General features: G+C 69.1%; 22 protein-coding genes. 9 read left to right on the forward strand and 13 right to left on the reverse strand.

Annotation, left to right across the window (positions count from 1 at the left end):
- The first annotated feature begins 75 nt into the window (after positions 1–75).
- Positions 76–1,062, forward strand: coding sequence for a glycerophosphodiester phosphodiesterase family protein (locus HWD99_RS02505; RefSeq protein ID WP_241794652.1), 987 nt, complete (start codon positions 76–78; stop codon positions 1,060–1,062).
- A 24-nt stretch (positions 1,063–1,086) separates the two neighbouring features.
- Here the strand turns inward: HWD99_RS02505 and HWD99_RS02510 are convergent, their stop codons facing one another.
- Both HWD99_RS02510 and HWD99_RS02515 read right to left on the reverse strand, forming a co-directional pair.
- On the reverse strand, positions 1,087–1,548 hold the full coding sequence (locus tag HWD99_RS02510; RefSeq protein WP_241794653.1) for a hemerythrin domain-containing protein: 462 nt from the start codon (positions 1,546–1,548) through the stop codon (positions 1,087–1,089).
- Positions 1,549–1,582: 34 nt separating this feature from the next.
- Positions 1,583–1,978, reverse strand: a complete 396-nt coding sequence (locus HWD99_RS02515; RefSeq protein ID WP_241794654.1) for a YccF domain-containing protein — start codon at positions 1,976–1,978, stop codon at positions 1,583–1,585.
- A gap of 141 nt (positions 1,979–2,119) precedes the next feature.
- Between HWD99_RS02515 and HWD99_RS02520 the strand changes: the two genes are divergently transcribed.
- Positions 2,120–5,350 carry a lamin tail domain-containing protein gene (locus HWD99_RS02520; RefSeq protein ID WP_241794655.1) on the forward strand — a complete coding sequence of 1,077 codons (3,231 nt, stop codon included), beginning with the start codon at positions 2,120–2,122 and terminating at the stop codon, positions 5,348–5,350.
- A 76-nt stretch (positions 5,351–5,426) separates the two neighbouring features.
- Here the strand turns inward: HWD99_RS02520 and HWD99_RS02525 are convergent, their stop codons facing one another.
- Genes HWD99_RS02525 through HWD99_RS02545 form a run of 5 tightly spaced genes read right to left on the reverse strand, consistent with a single transcriptional unit; the run spans position 5,427 to position 8,315 of the window.
- Complete coding sequence (locus HWD99_RS02525; RefSeq protein WP_241794656.1) at positions 5,427–5,717, reverse strand: WXG100 family type VII secretion target; 291 nt, start codon at positions 5,715–5,717, stop codon at positions 5,427–5,429.
- 3 nt (positions 5,718–5,720) lie between these two features.
- Positions 5,721–6,122: a YbaB/EbfC family nucleoid-associated protein gene (locus tag HWD99_RS02530; RefSeq protein WP_241794657.1), complete on the reverse strand. Its 402-nt coding sequence runs from the start codon at positions 6,120–6,122 to the stop codon at positions 5,721–5,723.
- 10 nt (positions 6,123–6,132) lie between these two features.
- A complete protein-coding gene (locus tag HWD99_RS02535) occupies positions 6,133–6,699 on the reverse strand; it encodes a hypothetical protein (protein WP_241794658.1) in 567 nt (188 codons plus the stop codon).
- On the reverse strand, positions 6,689–7,999 hold the full coding sequence (locus HWD99_RS02540) for a hypothetical protein (protein ID WP_241794659.1): 1,311 nt from the start codon (positions 7,997–7,999) through the stop codon (positions 6,689–6,691). The genes HWD99_RS02535 and HWD99_RS02540 overlap by 11 nt, the downstream gene beginning before the upstream one ends.
- Before the next feature lie 7 nt (positions 8,000–8,006).
- Positions 8,007–8,315, reverse strand: coding sequence for a hypothetical protein (locus HWD99_RS02545; RefSeq protein ID WP_241794660.1), 309 nt, complete (start codon positions 8,313–8,315; stop codon positions 8,007–8,009).
- Positions 8,316–8,469: 154 nt separating this feature from the next.
- Between HWD99_RS02545 and HWD99_RS02550 the strand changes: the two genes are divergently transcribed.
- The 3 genes from HWD99_RS02550 to ligD are packed head-to-tail and all read left to right on the forward strand — an operon-like array spanning position 8,470 to position 13,226.
- Positions 8,470–10,923 (forward strand): ATP-dependent helicase, encoded by a 2,454-nt coding sequence (locus HWD99_RS02550; RefSeq protein ID WP_241794661.1) that lies wholly within the window; start codon positions 8,470–8,472, stop codon positions 10,921–10,923.
- Between the two features lie 26 nt (positions 10,924–10,949).
- Complete coding sequence (locus HWD99_RS02555) at positions 10,950–12,107, forward strand: SseB family protein (protein ID WP_241794662.1); 1,158 nt, start codon at positions 10,950–10,952, stop codon at positions 12,105–12,107.
- Between the two features lie 48 nt (positions 12,108–12,155).
- Positions 12,156–13,226, forward strand: a complete 1,071-nt coding sequence (ligD, locus tag HWD99_RS02560; protein WP_241794663.1) for a non-homologous end-joining DNA ligase — start codon at positions 12,156–12,158, stop codon at positions 13,224–13,226.
- A gap of 38 nt (positions 13,227–13,264) precedes the next feature.
- Here the strand turns inward: ligD and HWD99_RS02565 are convergent, their stop codons facing one another.
- Positions 13,265–14,308: an ATP-dependent DNA ligase gene (locus HWD99_RS02565; RefSeq protein WP_241794664.1), complete on the reverse strand. Its 1,044-nt coding sequence runs from the start codon at positions 14,306–14,308 to the stop codon at positions 13,265–13,267.
- 50 nt (positions 14,309–14,358) lie between these two features.
- Positions 14,359–15,810 (reverse strand): NAD(P)/FAD-dependent oxidoreductase, encoded by a 1,452-nt coding sequence (locus HWD99_RS02570; protein WP_241794666.1) that lies wholly within the window; start codon positions 15,808–15,810, stop codon positions 14,359–14,361.
- Between the two features lie 41 nt (positions 15,811–15,851).
- Between HWD99_RS02570 and HWD99_RS02575 the strand changes: the two genes are divergently transcribed.
- The gene (locus tag HWD99_RS02575; RefSeq protein WP_241794668.1) at positions 15,852–16,337 is read left to right on the forward strand and encodes a hypothetical protein; all 486 of its coding nucleotides are present in this window, start codon (positions 15,852–15,854) and stop codon (positions 16,335–16,337) included.
- On the opposite strand, the gene HWD99_RS02580 is transcribed toward HWD99_RS02575, so the two are convergent.
- Positions 16,338–17,282, reverse strand: coding sequence for an SDR family oxidoreductase (locus tag HWD99_RS02580; protein ID WP_241794670.1), 945 nt, complete (start codon positions 17,280–17,282; stop codon positions 16,338–16,340). It abuts the gene before it with no gap.
- A 124-nt stretch (positions 17,283–17,406) separates the two neighbouring features.
- Here HWD99_RS02580 and HWD99_RS02585 point away from each other — a divergent pair, with 124 nt between their 5' ends.
- Positions 17,407–18,291 (forward strand): helix-turn-helix transcriptional regulator, encoded by an 885-nt coding sequence (locus HWD99_RS02585; RefSeq protein WP_241794671.1) that lies wholly within the window; start codon positions 17,407–17,409, stop codon positions 18,289–18,291.
- Positions 18,292–18,307: 16 nt separating this feature from the next.
- Here the strand turns inward: HWD99_RS02585 and HWD99_RS02590 are convergent, their stop codons facing one another.
- Positions 18,308–19,543 carry an acyl-CoA dehydrogenase family protein gene (locus HWD99_RS02590; protein WP_241794672.1) on the reverse strand — a complete coding sequence of 412 codons (1,236 nt, stop codon included), beginning with the start codon at positions 19,541–19,543 and terminating at the stop codon, positions 18,308–18,310.
- Positions 19,544–19,616: 73 nt separating this feature from the next.
- Positions 19,617–20,279, reverse strand: coding sequence for a TetR/AcrR family transcriptional regulator (locus HWD99_RS02595; protein ID WP_241794673.1), 663 nt, complete (start codon positions 20,277–20,279; stop codon positions 19,617–19,619).
- Between the two features lie 117 nt (positions 20,280–20,396).
- Here HWD99_RS02595 and sucC point away from each other — a divergent pair, with 117 nt between their 5' ends.
- Both sucC and sucD read left to right on the forward strand, forming a co-directional pair.
- Positions 20,397–21,563, forward strand: coding sequence for an ADP-forming succinate--CoA ligase subunit beta (gene sucC / locus HWD99_RS02600; protein WP_241794674.1), 1,167 nt, complete (start codon positions 20,397–20,399; stop codon positions 21,561–21,563).
- Between the two features lie 27 nt (positions 21,564–21,590).
- A complete protein-coding gene (gene sucD / locus HWD99_RS02605; protein ID WP_056508436.1) occupies positions 21,591–22,493 on the forward strand; it encodes a succinate--CoA ligase subunit alpha in 903 nt (300 codons plus the stop codon).
- 197 nt (positions 22,494–22,690) lie between these two features.
- Here the strand turns inward: sucD and HWD99_RS02610 are convergent, their stop codons facing one another.
- Complete coding sequence (locus tag HWD99_RS02610) at positions 22,691–24,109, reverse strand: NCS2 family permease (protein WP_241794675.1); 1,419 nt, start codon at positions 24,107–24,109, stop codon at positions 22,691–22,693.
- Between the last annotated feature and the right edge of the window lie 85 nt (positions 24,110–24,194).

The raw sequence follows: 24,194 nt of genomic DNA on the forward strand, positions 1-24,194 counted from the left end.
CCAAAGTGGGTTGTAGGTCTCTTTCCTCAACGATAGCCGGAATGCGGATTCATCAGGGTGTCCTACGCTGAGAGCGTGCCCAGGAAATCGCCTCTCGTGATCGGGCACCGCGGTGCGCCCGGCTACCGTCCCGAACACAGTCGCTCCTCCTACGAACTCGCGCTCGCGATGGGGGTGGATGCGGTCGAGCCCGACGTCGTCGCCACGAAGGACGGCGTGCTGATCGTGCGACACGAGAACGAGATCTCCGGCACCACCGACGTGGCCGAGCATCCGGAGTTCGCCGACCGCAGGACGACCAAGCGCGTCGACGGCGAGGCCCTGACCGGATGGTTCTGCGAGGACTTCACTTGGGCCGAGCTCACGACGCTGCGCAGCCGCGAGCGTCTTCCCGAGGTTCGGGCGGCGAGTGCGAGCTTCGACGGATCGCAGGCGATCCTCCGGCTCCGTGACGTGCTCGACATCGTGCGCGAGGGGTCCTCGGAGCACGGGCGGGAGATCGGGGTGGTCCTCGAGGTCAAGCACGCGACCTACTTCGCGAGCATCGGACTCGACCTGGCGCCGCTGATCGCGCGGGATCTGCGCGAGGCCGGCTGGGCGGACGGCGAGCTGCCGCTGATCGTCGAGTCCTTCGAATCCACGGTGCTCGCGCAGCTCAAGTCGCTCGGCGTCGCGGCATCGTACGTCTACCTCATCGAAGCCGCCGGGCGCCCCTACGATCTCCTCGTCGCGCACGGTGCCGCGGGGCAGACCTACAATGAGGCGGTCACGGCGAGCGGCCTCGATGCCTTGGCCGGTGTCGTCGACGGCATCAGCGTCGACAAGCGGATGCTGCTGGCGAGGGGCAACACGATCGTCGCCGATGCCCATGCCCGAGGACTCACGGTCTTCACCTGGACCTGCCGCCCGGAGAACCGGTTCCTGGCCCCCGAGTTCCGCGGGGCAGGGGGCAAGAGCGCCTACGGCGACTACGAGGCGGAGTGGGGCGTCATCGCGAGCACCGGAGTAGACGGGGTCTTCGTCGACCATCCGGACCTCGGAGTCGGCTTCTTCCGCGGCTGAGCGGCCTCGAACCCCGGAGGCGTCTCAGAGCGGGCCGAGGACGTCGCGCACGGTGCGGTCGAGGTGCAACGAGCGCAGCGGTGCCAGGATCTCGCGCTCCTCGAAGCGGAAATGCGATTCCATGATCGCTCCCACACCGTCGAGGTGCCGCGCGATGACGTCGCTGCTCTCGCCACCCTCGACGGCGGTGCGCAGTCCGCCGAGCAGGTGCGTGAGCATCGAGTGGTCCTGCATGAGCGCGTCGACCACGTCGCCCAGCTCGGGGTGCTCCTCGCGCAACGCGGGGAACAGGGCGCGGTCCTCGCTCCGATGATGGCCGTCGAGGGCGGAGCAGAAGCCGATGCAGAAGAGTGCGAGGTCCGAGGCGGCATCCGGGGCGTCGGCCCCGTCCTCGAGCGCTGCTCGTGTGGCGTCCAGGGCGGCGCGGAGGCGCGTGTGCGCCCGGCGGAGTTCGTCGTCCCACGCGATCAGGCGGTCGGCATCCATCCCGACCAGTCTAGGGAGAGGGCGCCGTGGCGTCTCAGAGCGTGCGGTCGAACGCGCCGCGGCGCGACACGATCTCCTTGCCGAGGGGCATCAGCGAGACCGGGACCATCTTGAAGTCGGCGATGCCCATCGGGATCCCGATGATGGTGACGCAGAGCAGAAGACCCGAGACGATGTGGCCGATGGCGAGCCACCAGCCGGCGAGGATGACCCAGAGCACGTTGCCGAGGAACGAGCCGACGCCCGAGGTGGGCTTGCTGACGATCTCGCGGCCGAACGGCCAGATCGCGTAGCGCGCGATGCGGAACGAGGCGATGGCCCACGGGATCGTCACGATCGGGATGCAGAGCAGGATGCCCGCGAGCATGTACCCGAGGAAGAGTCCGAGGCCGGCGAAGATCAGCCAGATGATGTTGAGGATCGTGCGCACCCCTCGATTCTCGCACCGGCACCTGAGCGCCGAGGGTGAATGGACACCGGTCGTTCACCACGTGTGCACCCGGGGGCCGTCGGGCAGCCATGCGAGGTCGCTGATGTGAGGTGATCCCCCTCTGATTCCCTCAGGAGCCCCATGTCCCGCCTGCACTCCGCGGCTGCGCTGACCACGGTCTGCGCCCTCAGCGCCGCCGCTCTGCTCGCCGTCCCTCTCGCCGCCGCCGGGGCGGAACCCGGCGTTCGCATCAACGAAGTCGAGTCGAGCGGGGGGCTCCCCGGCGACTGGATCGAGTTCGTCAACGCGTCCGGCGCCGCCGTCGACCTGAGCGGATACGTCGTCACGGACGACGGGGAGGACGAGTCGTACACGTTCCCCGACGGCACGGTCATCGAACCGGGTGCGCACCTCGTTCTCGATCAGCTGGATGCCGGCGTCGGCGACTTCGCCTTCGGCCTCGGCAAGGCCGACCAGGTGCGCCTGTTCGATCGGGACGGCGCGCTCGTCGACGAGACGGCGTGGGACGCGCACGCCCCGGTGACGTGGGGTGCGCGCGACGTCGACGGCTCCGTCGAATGGGCCGACACCGCCGAGCCCACGAAGGGCTCCGCGAACGTCTTCGCGATCGACAGCCCTCTGGGCGGCACGATCGCGATCAACGAGGTCGACTCGCAGCCCGCGGACTGGGTCGAGTTCGTCAACGCGGGCGACGCCCCGCTCGACATCTCGGGCTACGAGATCCGCGACAACTCCGATGACCACCGGTGGCAGTTCCTTCCGGGTTCGACGATCGACGCGGGGGAGTTCCTCGTGGTCGACGAGGCGTCGATCGGGCTGGTCGACGGGGTGGAGACGGCCTTCCGAGACCCGATCGGGATCGGCAGCGCCGACCGCATCCGGCTCTTCGACGCGTCGGGCGTGCAGATCGACGACACCCTGCCCTGGAACGGGCACGCCGCGATCGACGGCGACGCCATCGCGGCCACGCTCGCCCGGTGCCCCGACGGTCAGGGGGCCTTCGGGCTCGCGTACGCGACGCCCGGTGCGCCGAACTCGTGCGTCGTGCCCGACGTCGTCATCAACGAGATCGAGTCGAACGGCGACGCCACCGACTGGGTCGAGATCGTCAACACCGGCAGCACGCCGGTCGACGTCTCGGGCTGGACCGTCATGGACGGGGATCCTGTCGGACACGCGTCGGAGACGACACCGCTTCCTGCGGGCACAGCGCTCGAGGCCGGCGCCTATCTCGTGTTCGACCAGCCCACGGACTTCGTGTTCGGCCTCGGCAACGGCGACACCGTGACCGTCCGCGATGCCGACCTCGATGTCGTCGACGAGCACGTCTATGCCGCGCACGCGGAGGGGGTCCTCGCCCGCTGCGCCGACGGCAGCGGAGATCTCGTCGACATCGCGGTGTCGACCAAGGGCGCGCGGAACGCGTGCGGCAACCCCGTGCGGATCAACGAGGTCGAGTCCGACGGAGGATCCCCCGACGACTGGATCGAACTGGTCAATCCGACGGCGACCGCGCTCGACGTCTCGGGCATCGTCGTGAAGGACGACGACGACGCCCACTCGTACGCCATCCCGGCGGAGACCGCGATCGCCGCCGGAGGCCACCTGGTCATCGAGCGCGCGGAGCTCGGCTTCGGGCTCGGCGACGGCGACTCGGTGCGGGTGTTCGACGGCGAGCTCCTCGTCGACTCGACCACCTGGGGAGCGGGACACCCGGCGACGACCTGGGGTCGGTGCCCCGACGCGACGGGCACGTTCGCCGTCACCGCGGAGAGCACGAAGGGGGCGGCGAACATCTGCGAGGGCGAGATCGCGGTGTCGCCGTGGCCCGGTTCGCCGGAGGTCCGAGTGCTCGACGACGTGCCGACCTTCCTCGAGGACAGCTCGGGTCTGGACGTGCAGGAGACCGCCGACGGCGCGTACCTCTGGGCCGTCGACAACGGAGAGGGGCGCATCTGGAAGCTCCGGGTGCATGCCGACGGGAAGTTCACTCAGATCGAGGGCTGGGAGTCCGGCAAGCGGGTGCGATTCCCGAAGGACGCCGCAGCGCCGGGGGCCGCAGGGCCGGACACCGAGGGCATCACCGTCGACGGCGACGGGCTCGTGTACGTCGCGTCGGAGCGGGACAACAGCGCGAAGGGCGTCAACCGGAACACGATCCTCATGGTCGACCCCGAGGCGTCGAGCGGCGACCTCGTCGCTCAGCAGGAGTGGGACCTGACCGCTCAGCTGCCGGACGTCGGGGCGAACCTCGGCATGGAAGCCGTGCAGTGGGTGCCCGACAGCGCCCTCGACGGCGCCCTGTTCGACGTGAACACGGGCGCGGCCTACGACGCGGCCGACTACGACGGGCACGGCGAGGGCCTGTTCTTCGTGGCTGTCGAGGACAACGGTCACGTCTACGCCTTCGCCCTCGCCGCGGACGGCACCGCGACCCTCGTCTCGGAGATCGCCCCCGGACTCGCGGGTGTCATGGCGCTGGATTACGACAGCGTGCTCGACGTGCTCTGGGCGGTCTGCGACGACGGCTGCCAGGGGCGGTCGGCCCAGATCACGCTGAACGGCACAGAGAAGCCGGGCATCGCCCACTTCGCGCGACCGTCGTCGATGCCCGACATCAACAACGAGGGCTTCGCGACGGCTCCGGCCTCGCTCGCGATCGACGGCCAGCGGCCGGTGTGGTGGTTCGCGGACGGCTTCGCCTCGGAGGCGCTCCGCACCGGCACACTTCCGGTCGTGGACGGCGAGAACCCGGGGGAGAACCCGGGGGAGAACCCCGGTGAGAACCCGGGGGAGAACCCGGGGGAGAACCCGGGGGAGAACCCGGGGGAGAACCCCGGCGAGAACCCGGGCGAGAACCCGGGCGAGAATCCCGGCACGGAGACGCCGGGCGGGGAGCAGCCGGGGGGTGAGGACCCGGGAGTCGAGATCCCCGCGGTCACGCCGTCTCCGCTCCCCGGTTCCGCGCTGACGGACGACAACCGCCACGGCGTCTCGGTGAACCCCTCCGTGGCCGGTCGCGGCGATCGTGTGACCGTCAGCACCGGCCGCGATCACGCTGGCGAGCGGCTCGCGGTCTGGATGTACTCCGACCCGGTGGCGCTCGGTGTGAGCTCCGCCTCGGACACCGGCGGCGTCACGGTGACGATACCGACGGATGCCGCGCTCGGCGCGCACCGCATCGCGGTGTATGCGGCGGACGGCGCGCTCGTGGGCTGGGCGGACATCACCGTCACCGCGCCGCAGGGACTCGCGGCGACCGGTGCCGACGCGCCCGTCGTGGCGGTCGTCGTGGCGATGCTGCTGCTGGTCGCCGGCTCCCTCATCGTGCGCCGTCGTCGGACGATCTGATCCGCTCGGTAGGATGAGGGGTGCGCGCCACACTGCGCATCCCTCATCCGCCGATCACGGAGAGTCTCTGCCGTCCTCAGACGCCGAGGACGGCATGCGCGCCGTCGGCATCCGCCTGGCGATACTCCTCTGCGAGACGCGCGGTGCGCTCGGCGGCCAATCGCAGGGTGGCGGCATGCAGACGCCACTGGGCGTCAGTGGCGGACGAGCGCCGCGTGAACGCCCGCTCCGCATCGCCCTCCCAGCGGGAGCGCAGATCCTGCCCCGACGCCGCGAGAGCGTCGAGTGACTCGACGATGGCCGCCGCCGCGGCGCGCGTGTCCGCGGCGATCTCGCCGAGACGATCGGGGTCGACCGTGAGATCCACGGCTCAGCCTCCCAGTCCGGGCGAGGGGTAGCCCCTGTCCGCATCGGAGCGGATGCTCGCGGCGATGTCGGACTCCGCGCCGAACAGCTCGGCGCTGCGATCGGCGAGAGCGGCCATCGCGCGATGCTGCGCGGCGGCGATCGTCTCGAGCGTCAGCTGGGCGAGTGCGGGCAGCGCGAGGCCCTCGGCTGCGGGACCGAACTCCAGTCCCGCGAGCCGGCCTCCCACCTTGGCGCGGACCGTCACCTCTCCGCGGGGGCTCCGCACCGATTCGACGAGTGTGTCGACATCGGTCGCGAGCGCCTGCGCCCGCGCCTGGTTCTGCTGCGCCTGACGGTTGATGTCATCGAGCTGCTTCCGGGCCGCGGCGAATCCCTCGTCGATGCCGAATGTGCTGTCGTCCATGTGGTCCTCCTCAGTCCTGAACGGTCATGCCGGTGGGGGCCGCCGGCACGTCGCCCGGCCACGAGCCGAGGCGCTCGCGATTGCGCGCCCCCTGCTCCTTGCTGTCCGTCAGATCGATCGCCGCGGCGCTGAAGGGCTTCGGCGTCGTGTCGACATCCCGCGCCCACCCCGCCTGCGCGGCCGCGGCCGCCACGTCGAAGCCGCCCTCCGCCGAGGTGCGCACTCTGATGTCGATCCGCGCGTTCGGCATGTATCCCTCGCGCACCGACCACACGGATGCCACGACGAAGTCGACGAACGCCGTGCCGTCGGCGATCGCGAAGCCCGGCTCGACCTCGAGCGAGATCGCGTATCCCGTGTTGCCCTTGATGTTGGGCTTCTGGCCGCCGGCGATGTCGGAGACCACGATGCCGGGCACCGCCTCGAGCGAGTCGCGCATCTCGGAGAGCGTCTGACCGCCCGAGGCGGCGTCGTGCGGGACGTCGCTCCCGCGATCCCCGGCCCCGATCGCGCACCCCGTGAGCGCGAGCACGCTCACGGCGACGGCGGAGAGGGCGAGCCAGCGTCTAGCGGCCATAGTGCATCATGTCCTCGAGTCGGTACTGCATGTCGGCCCAGATGCTCACGTCGGAGATGCCCGCATAGGCCGGGTTGGTGTTGCCGGGGAATCCCAGACTCGAGAGGATCGTCGAGTCGTAGGCGCCGGTGACCTCGAAGACGCCGCGGCCGTCGACGTTGCGCAGGCGGAACGCGACCTCGCCAGGGTGCTCCGGATGTCCCGGCTGCGCGGCGATCACGAAGCCGTCGTCGGTGATCTGCTGCACGACGATGTCGCCCGCCGTGACATCCGGGATGCCCAGTCCGAACAGCGACGTCTTGATGGTCTGCTCCTCGCCGGTGAGCTGCATGTTGAGCTGCGAGTTGTCGCCCTCACGGGAGGGGAGGAAGACGTGGCCGAACTCCTGCTGCAGCATCTGGTTCAGCTGTTCGGTCGTCATGTCGGTGGGCCCGAGGTCGAACTCGTGCGAGTACCCGAGCTCGTAGTCGCCGAGGAAGCGGTGGTCGGAACCCTCGTAGGGCACCGGGCCCGGGTTGTAGGTGTCGCCCAGGCTTCCCGGGGGAATGGCTCCGGGCAGGCCACCGAGCGGACCGAGGATCGCGCCGGGCGGGAACTGCTCGAGCAGCTCGCCCAGCAGGTCCTCGAGTCGCTGGTGGAACGGGATGATCGCGCGGTAGAGGTCTGTGGCGAGACGCAGCATCTCCCGCAGCGCCTGCAGCGCGCGGTCGATGTTCGAGGTGGCCTCAGCCACCACCTGCGCGCAGTTGTCGGCGAAGTCCCGGATCACCTGGGCCTTCTTGTCGAGCTCCCAGGGCCAGCTGCCGAACAGGAGATCCTTGATGCTGCCTCCGACGGTCGAGAGCAGCTCGAAGCCGGCGCAGACCAGGGAGCGCATGATCTCGACGGCGCGCACACACAGCTGGAGCGCCTGGCTCACGACCTTCGACCAGTCGGCGATCGAGTGCGTCGCCGCGGAGAGAACCCGCAGCGAGCCTTCGACGACCGTCGCGGTGATCCCCTGCACGTGACCGCTGATCTGGGTGAGGGCCTGCTGGTAGAGCTCCGACGCCGACTGCACGTCACCCGCGTACGTCTCCCACGCGTGAGACGCCTGATAGAGCCCGGTCGGGTCCCCGGTCACCTGCTCGAGCAGCTCCTCCAGCGGACGCACGAACTGCATGATGTCGGAGGCGAAGCCGCTGAGGCCGCCCCCGCAGTCGTCGCCGGCACCGCCTCCGGCCGGGAGCTGACTGCTCCAGCTTCCGGATGCGAGCGACGAGGCGGCCGAGTCCGCCTCGGGGAGTACCGCGATGCTCATGTCAGTGTCAGCCTTCCGATGCGATGCGGTCGAGATCCGCACGCCCCGTGTCGTCGACCGTCTGGAACCCGTCCACGGCCTTCTGCACCCCGTCCGCGGTGCGCTGAGAGACCGTCCCGACGACGCCGGACGCGCCCTCGACGATCCCACCCAGCGAATTGAGGACGGGTGGGATGAAGGCCCCGATGGGGCCGAAGGCCATGCCCGGCACCGCGGACGAGAGGCTGTCACGCGACGCGGCGAGCTTCGCCGCGGCCTCGGTCAGGGCGGTACGTGCCGCGTCGTACGCATCGCTGTGCACTTCGATCGCAGTCATCAGGTCGAGTTCCCCCTCGGATCAACCGCCTCGCCGCTGATCTGCGGGCAGACGCACGTCAACGATAGGTCGGCGACGGCGGCGAGCCAAGTCTGCGGCTGCCGCCTCGCCTCCACCCCGCGATGTCGGCGCCTCGGCCTAGACTCATAAGGCCATGACAGAAGCCCCCCTCATCGTGCCCGGAACCGTCGGCCCCCACTCCACCGGAGGACAGGGCCAGGACGATCTCCTCGCCGGTCTCAACCCGCAGCAGCTCGAAGCCGTCACCTATCGCGGCCCCGCGCTGCTCATCGTCGCGGGCGCCGGTTCCGGCAAGACGAGCGTGCTCACCCGACGCATCGCGTCGCTGCTGCGCGCTCGCGAGGCATGGCCGAGCCAGATCCTCGCGATCACCTTCACGAACAAGGCGGCGGGCGAGATGCGCGAGCGCGTGGAGGCGATCATCGGCGATGCCGCCCGCGGCATGTGGATCTCGACCTTCCACTCGGCGTGCGTGCGCATCCTGCGGCGTGAGGCCGAGCAGTTCGGCTTCACCAAGTCGTTCACGATCTATGACTCCGGCGACTCGCGGGCGCTCATCAAGCGTCTCGTCAAAGAGCATGAGGCCGATGCCTACGGGCTGACGCCCGGTGCGGTGCAGTCGCGCATCTCGAAGCTCAAGAACGAGCTGTCGGATGCCGAGGCCTACGCCCGCCAGGCCAACATGTCCGACCCCGCCGAGCGCATCTTCGTCGAGCTGTTCGCCGACTACCAGCGTCAGCTGCAGAAGGCCAACGCCTTCGACTTCGACGACCTCATCGGGCAGACGGTCTACCTGTTCCGTGCGTTCCCGCAGGTCGCCGACACCTACCGCCGCCGCTTCCGGCACATCCTCGTCGACGAGTACCAGGACACGAACCACGCGCAGTACGCGCTCATCCACGAGCTGACGCGCCCCGTGTCTGGCGACGCCCCCGATCCCTATGCCTCGAACGGCATGATGATCTTCGAGCCGGAGACCACCCCCGAGCTCGCGGGCGCCTCCCTCACGGTGGTCGGCGATTCCGACCAGTCGATCTACGCCTTCCGCGGCGCCGACATCCGCAACATCAGCGAGTTCGAGCGCGATTTCCCCGGGGCGCGGGTCGTGCTCCTGGAGCAGAACTACCGCTCGACGCAGAACATCCTGTCCGCCGCGAACGCCGTGATCGGCAACAACTTCGACCGCAAGGACAAGAAGCTCTGGAGCGACAAGGGCGACGGTGACAAGATCATCGGCTTCACCGGCTACTCGCAGCACGATGAGGCGCAGTTCGTCGCGGACGAGGTCGAGTCTCTCCGCCGCGCCGGCATCCCGTACTCCGAGATGGCCGTGTTCTACCGCACGAACTCGCAGTCGCGAGCGCTCGAGGAGATCTTCATCCGGTCGGCCGTGCCGTACAAGATCATGGGCGGCACGAAGTTCTACGAGCGCGCCGAGATCAAGGACGCGCTGGCGTACCTGGTCGCGGTCGCCAATCCGGCCGACGAGATGGCCGTGCGCCGCATCCTGAACAAGCCCCGGCGCGGTATCGGCGACGTCAGCGAGACCGCGATCGCCCGGTTCGCCGAAGAGCACGAGATCACCTTCCGTCAGGCGCTGTCCGTTTCCGACCAGTTGGGATTCGGCCCGAAGATCCAGGGTGCGATCGCGCAGCTCGACGCCGTGCTCTCCGAGGCGACCGAGATCATGCTGCCGTCGTCGGGAGAGCTGCCGGCGCCCACCACGGTCGCCGACGGGCTCAGCCTGCTGCTCTCGAAGAGCGGCTACCTCGACGCGCTGCGCGCGAGCCGTGACCCCCAGGACGAGGCCCGGGTCGAGAACCTCGACGAGTTCGTCGCCGTGGCCCGCGATTTCGCGCGCAACAATCCCGAGGGCACCATCGTCGACTTCCTCACCGAGGTCGCTCTCGTCTCGGACGCCGACGATCTCGACGACGAGTCCGGATCCGTGTCGCTCATGACGATGCACACCGCGAAGGGGCTCGAGTACGACGCCGTCTTCGTCACGGGTGTCGAAGAAGATCTCATCCCGCACCGCATCTCGGCGGGTGAGCCGGGCGGCCCGCAGGAAGAGCGGCGCCTCTTCTACGTCGGCATCACGCGTGCCCGCAAGCGGCTGCACCTGTCGCTCGCCATGACACGGGCGCAGTTCGGCGAGGTCTCGGTCGCCATGCCGAGCCGCTTCCTGCAGGAGATCCCCGCCGGGCTCATCGACTGGCGCCAGTCGCCCGGTGACGTCAACTCGCGCGGCGGCATGCAGTCGCGAGCGCTGAACGCCCGTCGTGCCGGCGGCTTCGGCGGCTCAGGATCCGATGATCGGTTCGCGGTGAAGCAGCTTCCCGGTCGCGACTCCCTCAAGCCGCTGTCGACCGCGATGGACAAGTTCCCCAACCGCGTCACGGCGAAGATGAGGGACAACGGCGACCTCGAGCTGGCCGCCGGCGATCGCATCCGTCATTCCGACTTCGGCGACGGTCGTGTCGATGCGGTCACCGGAGAGGGCGCGAAGCGCATCGCCCACGTGCGGTTCGACTCGGCGGGGCAGAAGAAGCTGCTGATCAAGGTCGCGCCGATCGAGAAGATCTAAGGCATCCGCGGGTTAGGCTGATCCATATGGCCCTGTTCTCCCGCCGCAAGAAGTCCGCTGACGACGCTGTCACCGACCCGACCGAGCCTGAGAACGTCGAGACGTCAGACGCGTCTGCGGAAGACGCTGCCGCCACGGCCGCGCCCGAGGACGCGACGCCCACGATCGGCATCTCCGTGCAGGCGTTCCGCGGAGTGGGCGCGCAGGCGGGTCCTGAGGTCTCCCTCACCGAGCCCGATCCTGCCGCAGCCACGCCGACCCCGTCCGGTGCGTCGACGCCCGCAGCCCCCGTCGCCCCGACCGGATCCGCCGTACCGTCCGCGCCTGCGCAGCCGGCCACCGAGCGTCGCCTGCCTCTGGCCGCCGCGACGCCCCCGGAGCAGACCGAGACGGTCCCCGGCATGAAGGACAACGTCCTGCTGCGCGAGGCCCTGACCGAGATCGAGAAGGGCGCGACCAACGAGCAGCTCCTCGGCGTGCTCCGTCAGGCGCTGCAGGGTCACCTCTACATCCGTGTGAACGGCGACGCCCGCGCGCAGATCAGCGAGGGCAAGCCGCTCTCGGTGGCCGTCGTGCGCGACGGCGAACGCCAGTTCATGCTGGGGTTCAGCTCGGCGGCCGCGGTCCGCGACTCCGTGCAGCTCGAGAAGGACCCGACGGCCACCTCCGCGGTCGCCCAGCCCGTGACCTCCGTTCTCCAGCAGGTCGTCGCCGGCGAGTTCGCCGGTCTCATCGTCGACAACGCCTCCGCACCGCACCGTGTGGTCTTCCCGACCGAGCTGCTGCAGAAGACGCTCGACCAGGCAGACGTCGACATGACGGTGAAGTCGATCATCGCCGCGCCGCGTCAGCAGGATTCTGCCGTGAAGCTCGGCGAGGCGCTCGCGGCGAAGCGCATGTGGGTGGCGGTGAACGACGGCGCCGGCACGGGGCAGGTCGGCATCGCCGAGGCGCAGACTCCCGACGGCAAGAGGTTCCTCCAGCTCTTCTCCCACCCTCTCGAGGTCATCGCACTCGGACGCGGCGATCGTCCGCTGCCGTTCGAGCCGCTGCAGCTGGCGAAGCTGCTGTCGACGCACTCCGAGATGGCCGGGGTGATCGTGGATCCCGCCGGTCCGACGATGGTCGTCGAGCGCGACTCGCTGAGTGCGGTGCTGATCCTCGACATCGACATCGACGACTGACGAGCCACCGGGGTTCCGCCGGTCTGGTGCGCGCCCTAAGGTCGGAGCATGGCCTCCGAGCGCGTGACGTTGACCGTCGTCGATCCCGATGCTGAGCGCGAGGTTGTGCTCTCGAGTCCCAACAAGGTGATCTGGCCCGACGTCGGCATCACGAAGGCCGAGCTGGCCGAATACTTCCAGATCGTGAGCGGGCCGTTCCTCGAGGCGAACGGCGATCGTCCCGTCTCGCTCGAGCGCTTTCGCGACGGCGTCGGCTCGGCGTCGGCGCCGAAGGCCGAGGGCTTCTTCTCGAAGAACCCGCCCAAGGGGACACCCGACTATGTCGATGCGGTGACGGTCACGTACAACAGCGGACGACGGCATCCGCAGATCGTGCTGAATCGGCCGAGCGCGATCGTGTGGGCCGCGCAGATGAACACCATCGTCTTCCACCCGTGGGCGTCGCTCGCCTCGGATCCGGACAACCCCGTCGAGCTGCGCATCGACCTCGACCCGCAACCGGGGACGAGCTTCGTCGACGCTGTTCCCGCCGCGCTGGCTCTGCGCGAGGTGCTGCAGGAGGTCGGGCTGACCGCGTTCGTCAAGACCAGCGGCAACCGGGGTCTGCACGTCTTCGCTCCGATCGAGCCGATGCACGAGTTCCTCGACGTGCGCCATGCCGTGATCGCCGCGGGACGTGAGCTCGAACGACGGATGCCCGAGAAGGTCACGACGAACTGGTGGAAGGAGGAGCGCGGTGAGCGGGTGTTCATCGACTTCAACCAGGCGAATCGGGATCGGACGATGGCCGGTGCCTACAGCCCGCGTGCGCTCCCCGGTGCGACCGTGTCGACCCCGGTGCACTGGGACGAGCTCGAGGGCCTCGACCCGGCGGGCTTCACCGTGCGCAGCATCCCGACGCGGCTCGAGGAGCTGGGCGACGCGTGGCAGGGGATGCAGGATGCGCCGGGCCGCATCGACACTCTTCTCGAGTGGTGGGAGCGCGACAGGGCGGATGGTCTCGGTGAGCTGCCGTTCCCGCCCGAGTTCCCGAAGATGCCCGGCGAGCCGCCCCGCGTGCAGCCGAGCAAGAAGGTCGCCGCGCACTGGGACGAGGACGGCGCACCCGTCGAGGAGTGACCCTCGGCCGACCAGCGCCCCTGGCTGACGAGTGCGCGTCAGTGGAGGACGTCTGCGAGGTCGTACCCCGCCACGGTGTCGAGCTGATCGTAGGTGCACGAGCGCGCCTCGCGGTCGGGACGCCAGCGCTCGAACTGCACCGTGTGCCGGAAGCGCGACCCCTCGAGCTGGTCGTAGCGGACCTCGAGCACGAGCTCGGGGCGCAGTCGCACGAACGACACGTCCTTCGAGCCGCTGAAGCGCGAGCGCTCTCCTGCGCCGGTGATCGCGTCTCCGGAGTCGTCGCGTTCGACGAGGGGTGCGAGGTCGTCGACGAGCTCTCTGCGCCGGACGTCGCTCCACGCAGCGACGCCGCCGACCTGGCGCAGCGTGCCGTCGGAGTCGTACAGGCCGACGAGCAGCGACCCGACGCCGGAGCCGGACTTGTGGATGCGGTAGCCGAGCGCGACGACATCGGCGGTGCGCGCGTGCTTGATCTTGATGAGCGTGCGCTTGCCCGGGGCATACGGCTGATCGAGCGGTTTCGCGACGACACCGTCGAGCCCCGCTCCTTCGAACTCCGCGAGCCAGCGCACGGCGGCGTCGCGGTCGCGCGTCGTGCGTGTGATGTGCAGCGGATGCTCGACGTCGGCCATCATCGCCTCGAGGCGTTCGCGCCGTTCGGCGAAGGGTGCGTTCAGCAGGTCGTCATCACCGAGGGCCAGCAGGTCGAAGGCGATGAACATCGCCGGCGTCTCGTCGGCGAGCTTTGTCACGCGCGAGGCTGCGGGGTGGATGCGCTGGCTCAGCGCCTCCCAGTCGAGTCGCTGAGCGCCGTCGGGTCCGGTGGCGACGACGATCTCGCCGTCGAGCAGGCACGGCCCCGGCAGCACCCGGGGGATCGCCTCGACGAGCTCGGGGAAGTAGCGGGTCAGGGGTTTCGCCCCGCGCGACCCGATCTCGACCGTCTCGCCGTCCCACGAGATCAGTCCGCGGAAGCCGTCCCACTTCGGCTCGAACAGGAGCCCTCCGGTCGTCTTCGCGGGATCGGGGACGGACGCCGCCGCCTTCGCCAACATGGGGGAGGGGATCTCGTAGCGCATGGATCCATCCTGGCGGTGCCGAGGACGAGACAGAAGGGCTGTTCGCGTCGTCAGCCGAACAGGTCGTCGAGGGTCACGCGCGTTCCGGCATCCGTCAGCGCGGTGCGTGCAGCGTGCCACCCGGCCATGCCGTTCACGCCGGGGCCCGGAGGCGTCGAGGCCGAGGCGAGGTACACCCCGGGCATCGGAGTGCGCCACGGTGTCGTGCCGAGCACGGGTCTGCGCAGCGCCTGCGGGATGGTGAAGGCGCCGCCGAGGATGTCTCCGCCGATCTCCGACGGGTTGATCGCCTCGCGTGACGAGGCGGGAACGGAGTGGTGCGCGAGGATCAGGTCACGGAATCCGGGGGCGAAGCGCTCGACCTGTCGCGTGATGAGCTCGGTCGCATCGAGGTCGGAGTTCTGCGGCACGTGGATGTAGGCCCACAGCACCGCCTTCCCCTCGGGTGCTCGAGAGTCGTCGAAGATCGACGGCTGCACGCTGAGCACGTAGGGGCGCTCCGAGATCCGTCCGCGTGCGACCTCGTTCTCGCTCTCCCAGACCTCCGCCGCCGTCCCGCCGAGATGCACGGTCGGCGACCGGGCGACGTCCGTGTTCGTCCAGGGGATCGGTCCGTCGAGGGCGAAGTCGACCTTGGCCGCGGCCGGGCCGTATCGGTAGGCGCTGATCGCCCGTGCGTATCCCGACGGGATGTCCGGGTGGGTCAGTGTCAGGCGGGGCGAGGTGTTCAGCAGCAGCAGATCTCCTCGAGCGGGGTCGCCCCAGTCGAGTGACCCGAGATCCGTGATGTGCGTGCTCGTCTCGACGGAACCGCCGTGGGCGTCGATGTCGGCGACCATGCTGTCGGCGATGCGCTGTGCTCCGCCTCGCGGGTACATCCACCCCCCGGCGTGCGCCTGCGCCGCGAGCAGAAGTCCTGCCGCGGCTCCGGCGAGCGAGGGGAGAGGCGTGTTCGCGTGCGCCAGGACTCCCGACATCAGGCCCGAGGCCTCTTCGGTGCGGAAAGCGCGTCGAGCGAACGGTGTGCCCTGATCGAGCATCCGCAGGGCGAATCGCAGGGCCGTGATCGGCTCGTGCGGGATTCTGAGCATCTGATTGCCCGTGAAGTCGACGACGCCGTCGACATGCCTGCTCAGCGGGCGCAGCAGCGAGAGCCACGCGCGCTCGTCGGCGCCCAGTCCGACGGCGGTGCGCTCGATGTCGCGCCACGCGATTCCGGCCCTGCCCTCGTCGAGCGGATGCGCGTAGGAGATCTCGGGGGTGATCCACTCGATCCGCTCGGCGAGGCCGAACGCCTGGAAGAACGGTGACGAGAGCGCGGCGGGATGCACCGCGGCGCAGACGTCGTGGTGGAACCCCGAAAGGGTCGAGTCGTGCGTGCGCACCCCTCCGCCGATCGTGTCGGCGGCCTCGAGCACGCGCACCTCGTAGCCGGCGCGGGCGAGGGCCACGGCCGCCGCAATGCCGTTCGGACCGGACCCGATGATCGTCGCGCGTGCCATGCGGCCAGTCTTCCACGTCTGGGCGTGAGATCCTTGAAGTGATGAACGAAGTCCAGGGCCCGACCCCCACAGGCAATTCCCGTCCGTACCGCACCCTCGCGGAGGCGCTCCGCGCGCACCGCATCGCCGTCGAGAACCACGAGTTCATCACGGCGATCATGGATGCCGTCGGCATCTCCTCCTACATCGACCGCGGCCGCTACATCGAGGCGATCCGCCGTGGCGAGGGCGCCGCCCTGCACATCGGCAAGACGTACACCAACGGCTTCACGGAGGACGAGGTCATCGTCATCGGTTCGACGCCGTTGCGTCTGCAGCCGAGTGAGGGCCGCGCGCCCTACTTCTACGTGACGCACCCGAGCGAGTTCCGCCCCCTCGCGCCGGTGAAGGCGAAGCGGTCGACGACGCCCCGCGCCGCTGCGGCTCCGAAGGTCCCGCGCACTCCCAAGTTCGTCGAGCGCGACTACGGCGTGTGCGACGTGTGCTTCATGGTGAAGACGCCCGCCGGCGGCTGCGGCTGCGACTGATCACGACGTGCGCGGCGTCACGCCGGTGAGCTCTTCCGAGACCCGCCAGATGCGGGCGGCCGCCGCGTCGTCGCGCAGTCGCGAGTAGAGCTTCTGCGGGCCTGGTCCTCCACCCAGGTGGCCGATGCCGGACGGGCCGTAGAAGCCTCCGCCGACGGCATCCGGAGCGGTCGCGGCGTACAGAGCCGCCAGCCCGGCCGTCTCGGGTGTTCCGACGAGGACGCCGCGGCGCGACAGCGCCTCGATGATCCGTCGTGATCCGGTCTGAGTCGCTCGGCCGAGATCCGGTTGCGCAGCGAGCAGGTTGGTCGGTGCGACTCCGGGATGCGAGAGCAGGCTCCGGATTCCCCACCCCTCGGCTCTGCTCCGCCGATCGAGTTCCCGGCCGAACAGTCCGAAGGCGATCTTCGACTGGCTGTACGCGCGCATCCCGTTGTACGACCGCTCCCAGTGCAGGTCGTCCCAGTTGATCGCGCCGCTGTCCGCCGCGATGCTGATCTGCGACACGACGCGCGCCTTCCCCTCCGCGAGAAGCGGGAGCAGGCCCCCGACCAGCGCGAAGTGCCCGAGGTGGTTCGCGCCGAACTGGAGTTCGAACCCGTCTGCCGTGGTGCGCCGAGTGGGTGGTGTCATCACTCCGGCATTGTTGATGAGGATGCTGATCGGAGTGTCCTCCGCCCGCAGCGTCGCGGCGAGGGCGCCGACCGACTCGAGCGACGCGAGGTCGAGATCACGGAGCGACAGCGACGCATCCGGCACGACCCGGCGGATGCGCTCGATCGCCGCCTCGCCCTTCTCGCGGCTGCGCACCGGCAGGACGATCTCGGCGCCCGCAGCGGCGAGCCGACTCGCGATATGCAGGCCGATCCCGTCGCTGGCCCCGGTGATCACCGCTCGGGCGCCGTGCTGCGCGGGTATGACCAGGTGTGTGTTCTTTTGCGGCATGTGAGTTCTCTTCTCTGTCGACGTCGATGCTCTCGCGGCGGCGCCCGGGGCATCCAGGGATCGTCGATCCATGGATCGACCGGCGGCCGACTGATACAACGGATACGAGGACGGGAGACCCGGAATGGCGATCGACAGGCGTGGCCTCGCGGAGTTCCTCCGCGGACGCCGTGAGGCGCTGCAGCCGGAGGACGTCGGACTCCCGCGTGGGGACAGGCGCCGCACGAGCGGGCTGCGTCGCGAGGAGGCGTCGGCGCTCAGTCACATGTCGACCGACTACTACGCACGACTGGAGCAGGAACGGGGGCCGCAGCCGTCGGAGCAGATGGTCGCTGCGATCGCCCAGGGGCTGCATCTCTCGGTGGGCGAGCGTGACCACCTCTTCGCCCTCGCCGGCCACACACCGCCGCCGCGCGGGGCCGAGAGCGACCACGTGAGTCCGGGAATGCTCCGCATCTTCGATCGGCTGCAGGACACCCCTGCCGAGGTCGTCACCGAACTCGGGGAGACGCTGCGTCAGAACGCTCTCGGCATCGCTCTCGTCGGGGACCTTTCGCGTTTCCGAGGGCCAGAGCGCAGCATCGGGTACCGCTGGTTCACCGATGCGTCGACACGGCGGGGCTACGACTCCGACGACCACGCCTTCCTCTCCCGGCTGTGGGTGTCGGGACTGCGAGAGGTCGCCACGGTGCGCGGCCCGGGTTCGCGCGCAGCGCGCTACGTGGAGCTCCTCCTCGAACGCAGCGAGGAGTTCGGCGTGATCTGGGAGCGGCACGAGGTCGGTCTTCGCCCGCCGGGCACCAAGCGGTTCGTCCACGCCGAGCTCGGACGCCTGGAACTCTCCTGCCAGACGCTCGTGGACCCGGAGCAGTCGCATGCGCTGCTCGTCTACACGGCCGCACCGGGGAGCGAGAGCCAGGAGAAGCTGCGGCTCCTGTCGGTGATCGGCGCCCAGAGGTTCGGGATCGACTCCGACACCGCGCCGGCCGCCGAGCGTCCCGAGCGCTGAGCGCGGGGTCACCCGCTCAGGCGAAGGCGCTCATCCCCGTGATGTCGCGTCCCAGCAGCAGCGCCTGCACACTCTCGGTGCCTTCGTAGGTGTGGATCGCCTCGATGTCGGCCATGTGCTGCATCACGCCGTTCTCGAGCAGGATGCCGTTGCCTCCGAGCAGGTCGCGGGCGATCGACGCCACCCGGCGCGCGGCCCGCGTGTTGTGGAACTTCGCGAGTGACGCCTGCGTGGGGCGCAGCTGGCCCGCCGTCTCGAGGTCCGCGAGGCGGCGGCAGTAGAGCTGCATCGCCGTGAGGTCCTCGAGCATGTGGGTCAGCCGTTCTTGCACCATCTGGAACTTCGCCAGCGGCTTGCCGAACTGGACGCGCTCCTTCGAGTAGGCGAGGGCCGCCTCGTAGCAGGCGGTCGCGTGACCGAGTGCAGACCAGGCCACGCCCGAGCGGGTCGCGTAGAGCACGATCGAGGCGTCTTTGAAGCTCTTCGTCCCCGGCAGCACGGAGTCCAGCGGCACGCGGACGTCGTTGAGCGCGATGTGCGCCTGATGGATCGCACGCAGCGATGCCTTGCCGCGGATCGGCGTGCCGGTGTATCCGGGGGTGTCCTGTTCGACGAGGAAGCAGCGGACGGCGCCGTGCTCCGCCGCAGTGTCGTCGTCGACGCGGGCCCACACGAAGGTGATGCCGCCGGATGCGCCGTTGCCGATCCATTTCTTCGCGCCGCGGATGACCCACTCCTCGCCGTCGCGCCGAGCCACCGTCTCGAGCGACACCGAGTCGGAGCCGTGGTCGGGCTCGGTGAGCGCGAAGGACCCGAAGACCGAGCCGTCGGCGAGAGCCGTGAGCCATCTCTCCTGCTGCGCGGGCGAACCGAAGAGCGCGAGGGTGCGCAGCGCGAGGCCGCCCTGCACGGCGAGCACGGTGCCGAGCGAGCCGTCGCCGCGCGAGATCTCCATGTTCACCAGACCGGCGGCGAGAGGGGAGAGGCGGGTGAGCGACGGGTGCTCGATGCCGTCGACCACGAGGTCCATCTCGCCCATTCGGCGAGCGGCGTCGAGCGGATACTCCGCGCGGTCCCAGGCCTCCGCCATCTGCGGTCCGACCTCGTCGATGTACGCCTTCGCGCGATCCCACGCGACCCGATCGGCCTCGGGGATGTCGGCGAAGACGGCGTAGTAGTCGCTGTCCTGTCGGCCGGTGATGTCATACGACGAGACGCGCTCGCCGGGGAAGGGGGAAGCTGCAGTGCTCATGGAGACTCCTTCGTGGCACTAGGTATCGTACTCCTCGATACTCAGTTCCACGACCCGGAGGTCGAGTCGCCGCTCAGCTGATCTGGGAGCGCAGTCGCCTCGTGACCTCGGCGATCGGCATCGACCGCGGGAACACCGCGACGACGACGTCGTCCGGGGCGTCGGCCGCGGCCTCGGACGGCACTCCGTAGCGTCGGCGCACGTCGGCGAGGGCCGTCTGGAGCGTCGACAGCGGCACCTTCTTCTTGCCGCGCAGCAGCTGGCGCAGCACATGGTTGTGCACGGCGGTGACGAGGGCCGAGAATCCGACCGCGTCCAGAGGATCGATGCCCGGAAGAGAGCTGCGCAGGTAGTCGTCGAACAGGCGCTCGTAGCGGAAGACCGTGATGATCTCGCGCTCACGGAGCACCGGCACCTGACGGACGATCTGGTAGCGGCGGCGGGCGAGCTCCGGGTCGTGCGCGAAGTGGGCGAAGACCGACTCGGATGCTGCACACACGGCGCCCCACGGATCGTCATGTCCTTCGGACAGGAACGCGCGCAGCTGCTCGAGAAGCACCTCGTGGTCGGCGAAGACGACGTCCTCCTTGCCGCCGAACTGGCGGAAGAACGTCGAGCGGGAGACTCCTGCGGCTTTCGCGATCTGCTCGACGGACGTCTGATCGAAGCCGTGTGACGCGAAGAGCTCGAGTGCAGCGGCCACGACGCCGGTGCGCAGTTCTGCGGATTCGTGCATGGGATGAGCCTAGACCTCGCCGCCGGGAGCGTTCAGTTCGAGGTAGTAGGCTGGGCGACTGGTCGATGTCTCGACATCGAGAGAATTACCAGACAGCAGCCCAGTGAAGGAACCACAGTGGATCTGTACGAGTACCAGGCACGAGACGTTTTCGAGAAGTACGGAGTGCCGGTTCTCGCCGGCATCGTCGCCGACACCCCCGAGGAGGTGAAGGCAGCCGCGGAGAAGATCGGCGGCGTCGTCGTCGTCAAGGCCCAGGTCAAGACCGGTGGTCGCGGCAAGGCCGGCGGCGTCAAGGTCGCGAAGACCCCCGACGAGGCATACGAGGCGGCGAAGGCGATCCTCGGTCTCGACATCAAGGGCCACATCGTCAAGCGCGTCATGGTCGCACAGGGTGCGCGCATCGCCGAGGAGTTCTACTTCTCCGTGCTGCTCGATCGCGCCAACCGCTCGTACCTGAGCCTCTGCTCGGTCGAGGGCGGCATGGAGATCGAGGAGCTCGCGGTCGAGCGTCCCGAGGCTCTCGCGCGTGTCGAGGTCAACCCGCTGACGGGTATCGACAAGGAGAAGGCCGTCGAGATCGCTCGCGCCGCCAACTTCCCCGAAGACCTGATCGAGAAGGTCTCCGATGTCTTCGTCAAGCTCTTCGACGTCTACAAGGGCGAGGACGCGACGCTCGTGGAGGTCAACCCGCTGGTCCGCACCGAAGAGGGCGACATCATCGCCCTCGACGGCAAGGTCACGCTCGACGACAACGCCTCCGAGATCCGTCACCCCGAGCACGAGGCGCTCGAGGACAAGGACGCCGCCGACCCGCTCGAGGCCAAGGCCAAGAAGAGCGGCCTGAACTACGTCAAGCTCGACGGCGAGGTCGGAATCATCGGCAACGGTGCAGGACTCGTCATGTCGACGCTCGACGTCGTCGCCTACGCCGGTGAGAACCACAACGGCGTCAAGCCCGCCAACTTCCTCGACATCGGCGGCGGCGCCTCGGCTGAGGTCATGGCCGCCGGCCTCGACGTCATCCTCGGCGACCCGCAGGTCAAGAGCGTGTTCGTGAACGTCTTCGGCGGCATCACGGCATGCGACGCCGTCGCCAACGGCATCAAGGGTGCCCTCGAGACCCTCGGCAGCGCGGCCTCCAAGCCGCTCGTCGTGCGCCTCGACGGCAACCGCGTCGACGAGGGTCGCGCGATCCTCGCCGAGTACGCACACCCGCTCGTCACGCTCGCCAGCACCATGGACGAGGGCGCCGACAAGGCCGCCGAACTCGCCAACGCCTGATCGCAGAGAGACACAAGGACTAGAGAAATGTCGATCTACCTCAACAAGGACTCCAAGGTCATCGTCCAGGGCATCACCGGCGGCGAGGGCACCAAGCACACGGCACTCATGCTGAAGGCCGGCACCCAGGTCGTCGGCGGCGTGAACGCCCGCAAGGCCGGCACCACGGTCTCGCACACCGACAAGGACGGCAACGCCGTCGAGCTCCCCGTCTTCGCCTCGGTCGCCGAGGCCATGAAGGAGACCGGCGCCGACGTGTCGATCGCCTTCGTCCCCGGCGCCTTCACGAAGGACGCGATGATCGAGGCCATCGACGCCGAGATCCCGCTGCTCGTCGTCATCACCGAGGGCGTCCCCGTGGGCGACTCGGCCGAGGCGTGGGCCTACGCGCAGAGCAAGGGCAACACGACCCGCATCATCGGACCGAACTGCCCCGGCATCATCACCCCCGGTGAGGCGCTCGTCGGCATCACGCCCGCGAACATCACCGGCAAGGGCCCGATCGGCCTCGTGTCGAAGTCGGGCACCCTGACGTACCAGATGATGTTCGAGCTGCGCGACCTGGGCTTCTCGACTGCCATCGGCATCGGCGGCGACCCCGTCATCGGCACCACGCACATCGACGCGCTCGCCGCGTTCGAGGCCGACCCCGAGACCAAGGCGATCGTGATGATCGGTGAGATCGGCGGCGACGCCGAAGAGCGCGCGGCCGACTACATCAAGGCGCACGTCACCAAGCCGGTCGTCGGCTACGTCGCGGGCTTCACGGCTCCCGAGGGCAAGACCATGGGCCACGCCGGTGCGATCGTCTCCGGCTCAGCCGGTACCGCTCAGGCGAAGAAGGAGGCCCTCGAGGCCGCCGGTGTCAAGGTCGGCAAGACGCCGTCCGAGACCGCCGCTCTGATGCGCGAGATCGTCGAAGCGCTCTAAGCGATATACTCGAAGAGAAGGCCCCGGACTCCACTCCGGGGCCTTCTTTCATGCCCGCCCCGAGTCGTCGGCGCTGGCGCGCCAGGTGGGTGTCTCGAGGCGGAGCGCGGCGCGATGCGCCCGGGCGATCTCGGGTCCCGCACGCGACAGAGGGGCGGATGCAGCTCGCATCCGCCCCTCTGGTGGTCGTTCGTCGCTCAGGCGACGCCGAAGAGCGCTTCGATCGGCCCGCGGGCGAAGAAGATCACGAAGCCGACGCCGACCGCCCACAGCAGCGGGTGGATGGTCTTGGCCCGGCCGGAGAAGGCGTTCACGACGATCCAGCTGATGAAGCCCGCACCGATGCCGTTGGCGATCGAGTAGGTCATCGGCATCACGGTCGCGGTGAGGAACACCGGCAGCAGCACGCGGAAGTCGCTCAGATCGATGTTCTTGATCTGCGCGAGCATGAGCGCTCCGACGAGCACGAGAGCGGCGGCGGCGACCGCTCCGGGCACGAGCGAGGTGAGCGGGGTGAAGAACATCGCGACGAGGAACATCGCACCGGTGATGACGGTGGCGAAGCCCGTGCGGGCGCCCTCGCCGATGCCGGCGCCGGACTCGACGAACACGGTGGCCGACGATGACGACGTGCCACCACCCGCGATCGCGCCGATGCCCTCAACGACCAGAGCGGACTTGATGCGGGGGAAGTCGCCCTTCTCGTCGGCCAGGTCGGCTTCCTTCGCCAGGCCCGTCATGGTGCCCATCGCGTCGAAGAAGTTCGAGAACAGCAGGGTGAAGACGAACATCACGAGGGCGACCAGGCTGACCTTCTCGAGGTCGAAGCCGAAGTCGACCTGACCGATGAGGCTGAGGTCGGGAAGCCCGACGATCGCGCCGGTGAAGCCGAAGTCGAGACCGAACGGCCAGATCAGGTTGGCGATCGCGCCGAGAACGGTGCCACCGACGAGTGCGATGAGGATCGCGCCCTTCACCCGCAGCGCCGTGAGCACTCCACCGAGCAGGAGCGTGATCACGAAGAGCACGGTCGGGATCGAGGCGACGGAGCCGCCGATGCCGAGGTCGACGGGCGGCGAGGCGTTTCCGGTGGCGGTGACGAAGCCGGCGTTGACGAAGCCGATGAAGGCGATGAACAGGCCGATTCCGACGGTGATCGCGAGCTTGAGCTGCACGGGCACGGCGTCGAAGATCATCTTGCGCAGGCCGGTGGCCGCGAGCAGGACGATGATGACACCGTTGATCATCACGAGTGCCATGGCTTCGGGCCAGGTCACCGTGCCGACGACGGAGAACGCGATGAACGCGTTGATGCCGAGTCCGGCCGCGAAGGCGAACGGCAGGCGGGTGATGAGACCGAACAGGATCGTCATGACACCGGCGGTCAGCGCGGTGGCGGCGGCCACGGCGGTACCGGCGAGAGTGTTGCCGTCGACGTCGGGCGTCGACAGGATGATCGGGTTCAGGATCACGATGTAGGCCATCGTGACGAACGTCACCAGGCCACCTCGGATCTCGGTGCCGATCGTGGATCCGCGCTTGCTGATCTCGAAGAAGCGGTCCAGGGCGTTCGGGGGCTCGGCCTGGGATCGGGTGGGGGACGGGGCAGTTGACATCGGGAAACCTCCGCAGGAGACGATATCGTGTCGCCCGCGTCGCGCGCGTCCCCAGGGCTCCCACGGCCTTCACGTCGTAGTCTCG

Source organism: Microbacterium sp. C5A9, assembly GCF_022627955.1.
Lineage (GTDB): Bacteria > Actinomycetota > Actinomycetes > Actinomycetales > Microbacteriaceae > Microbacterium.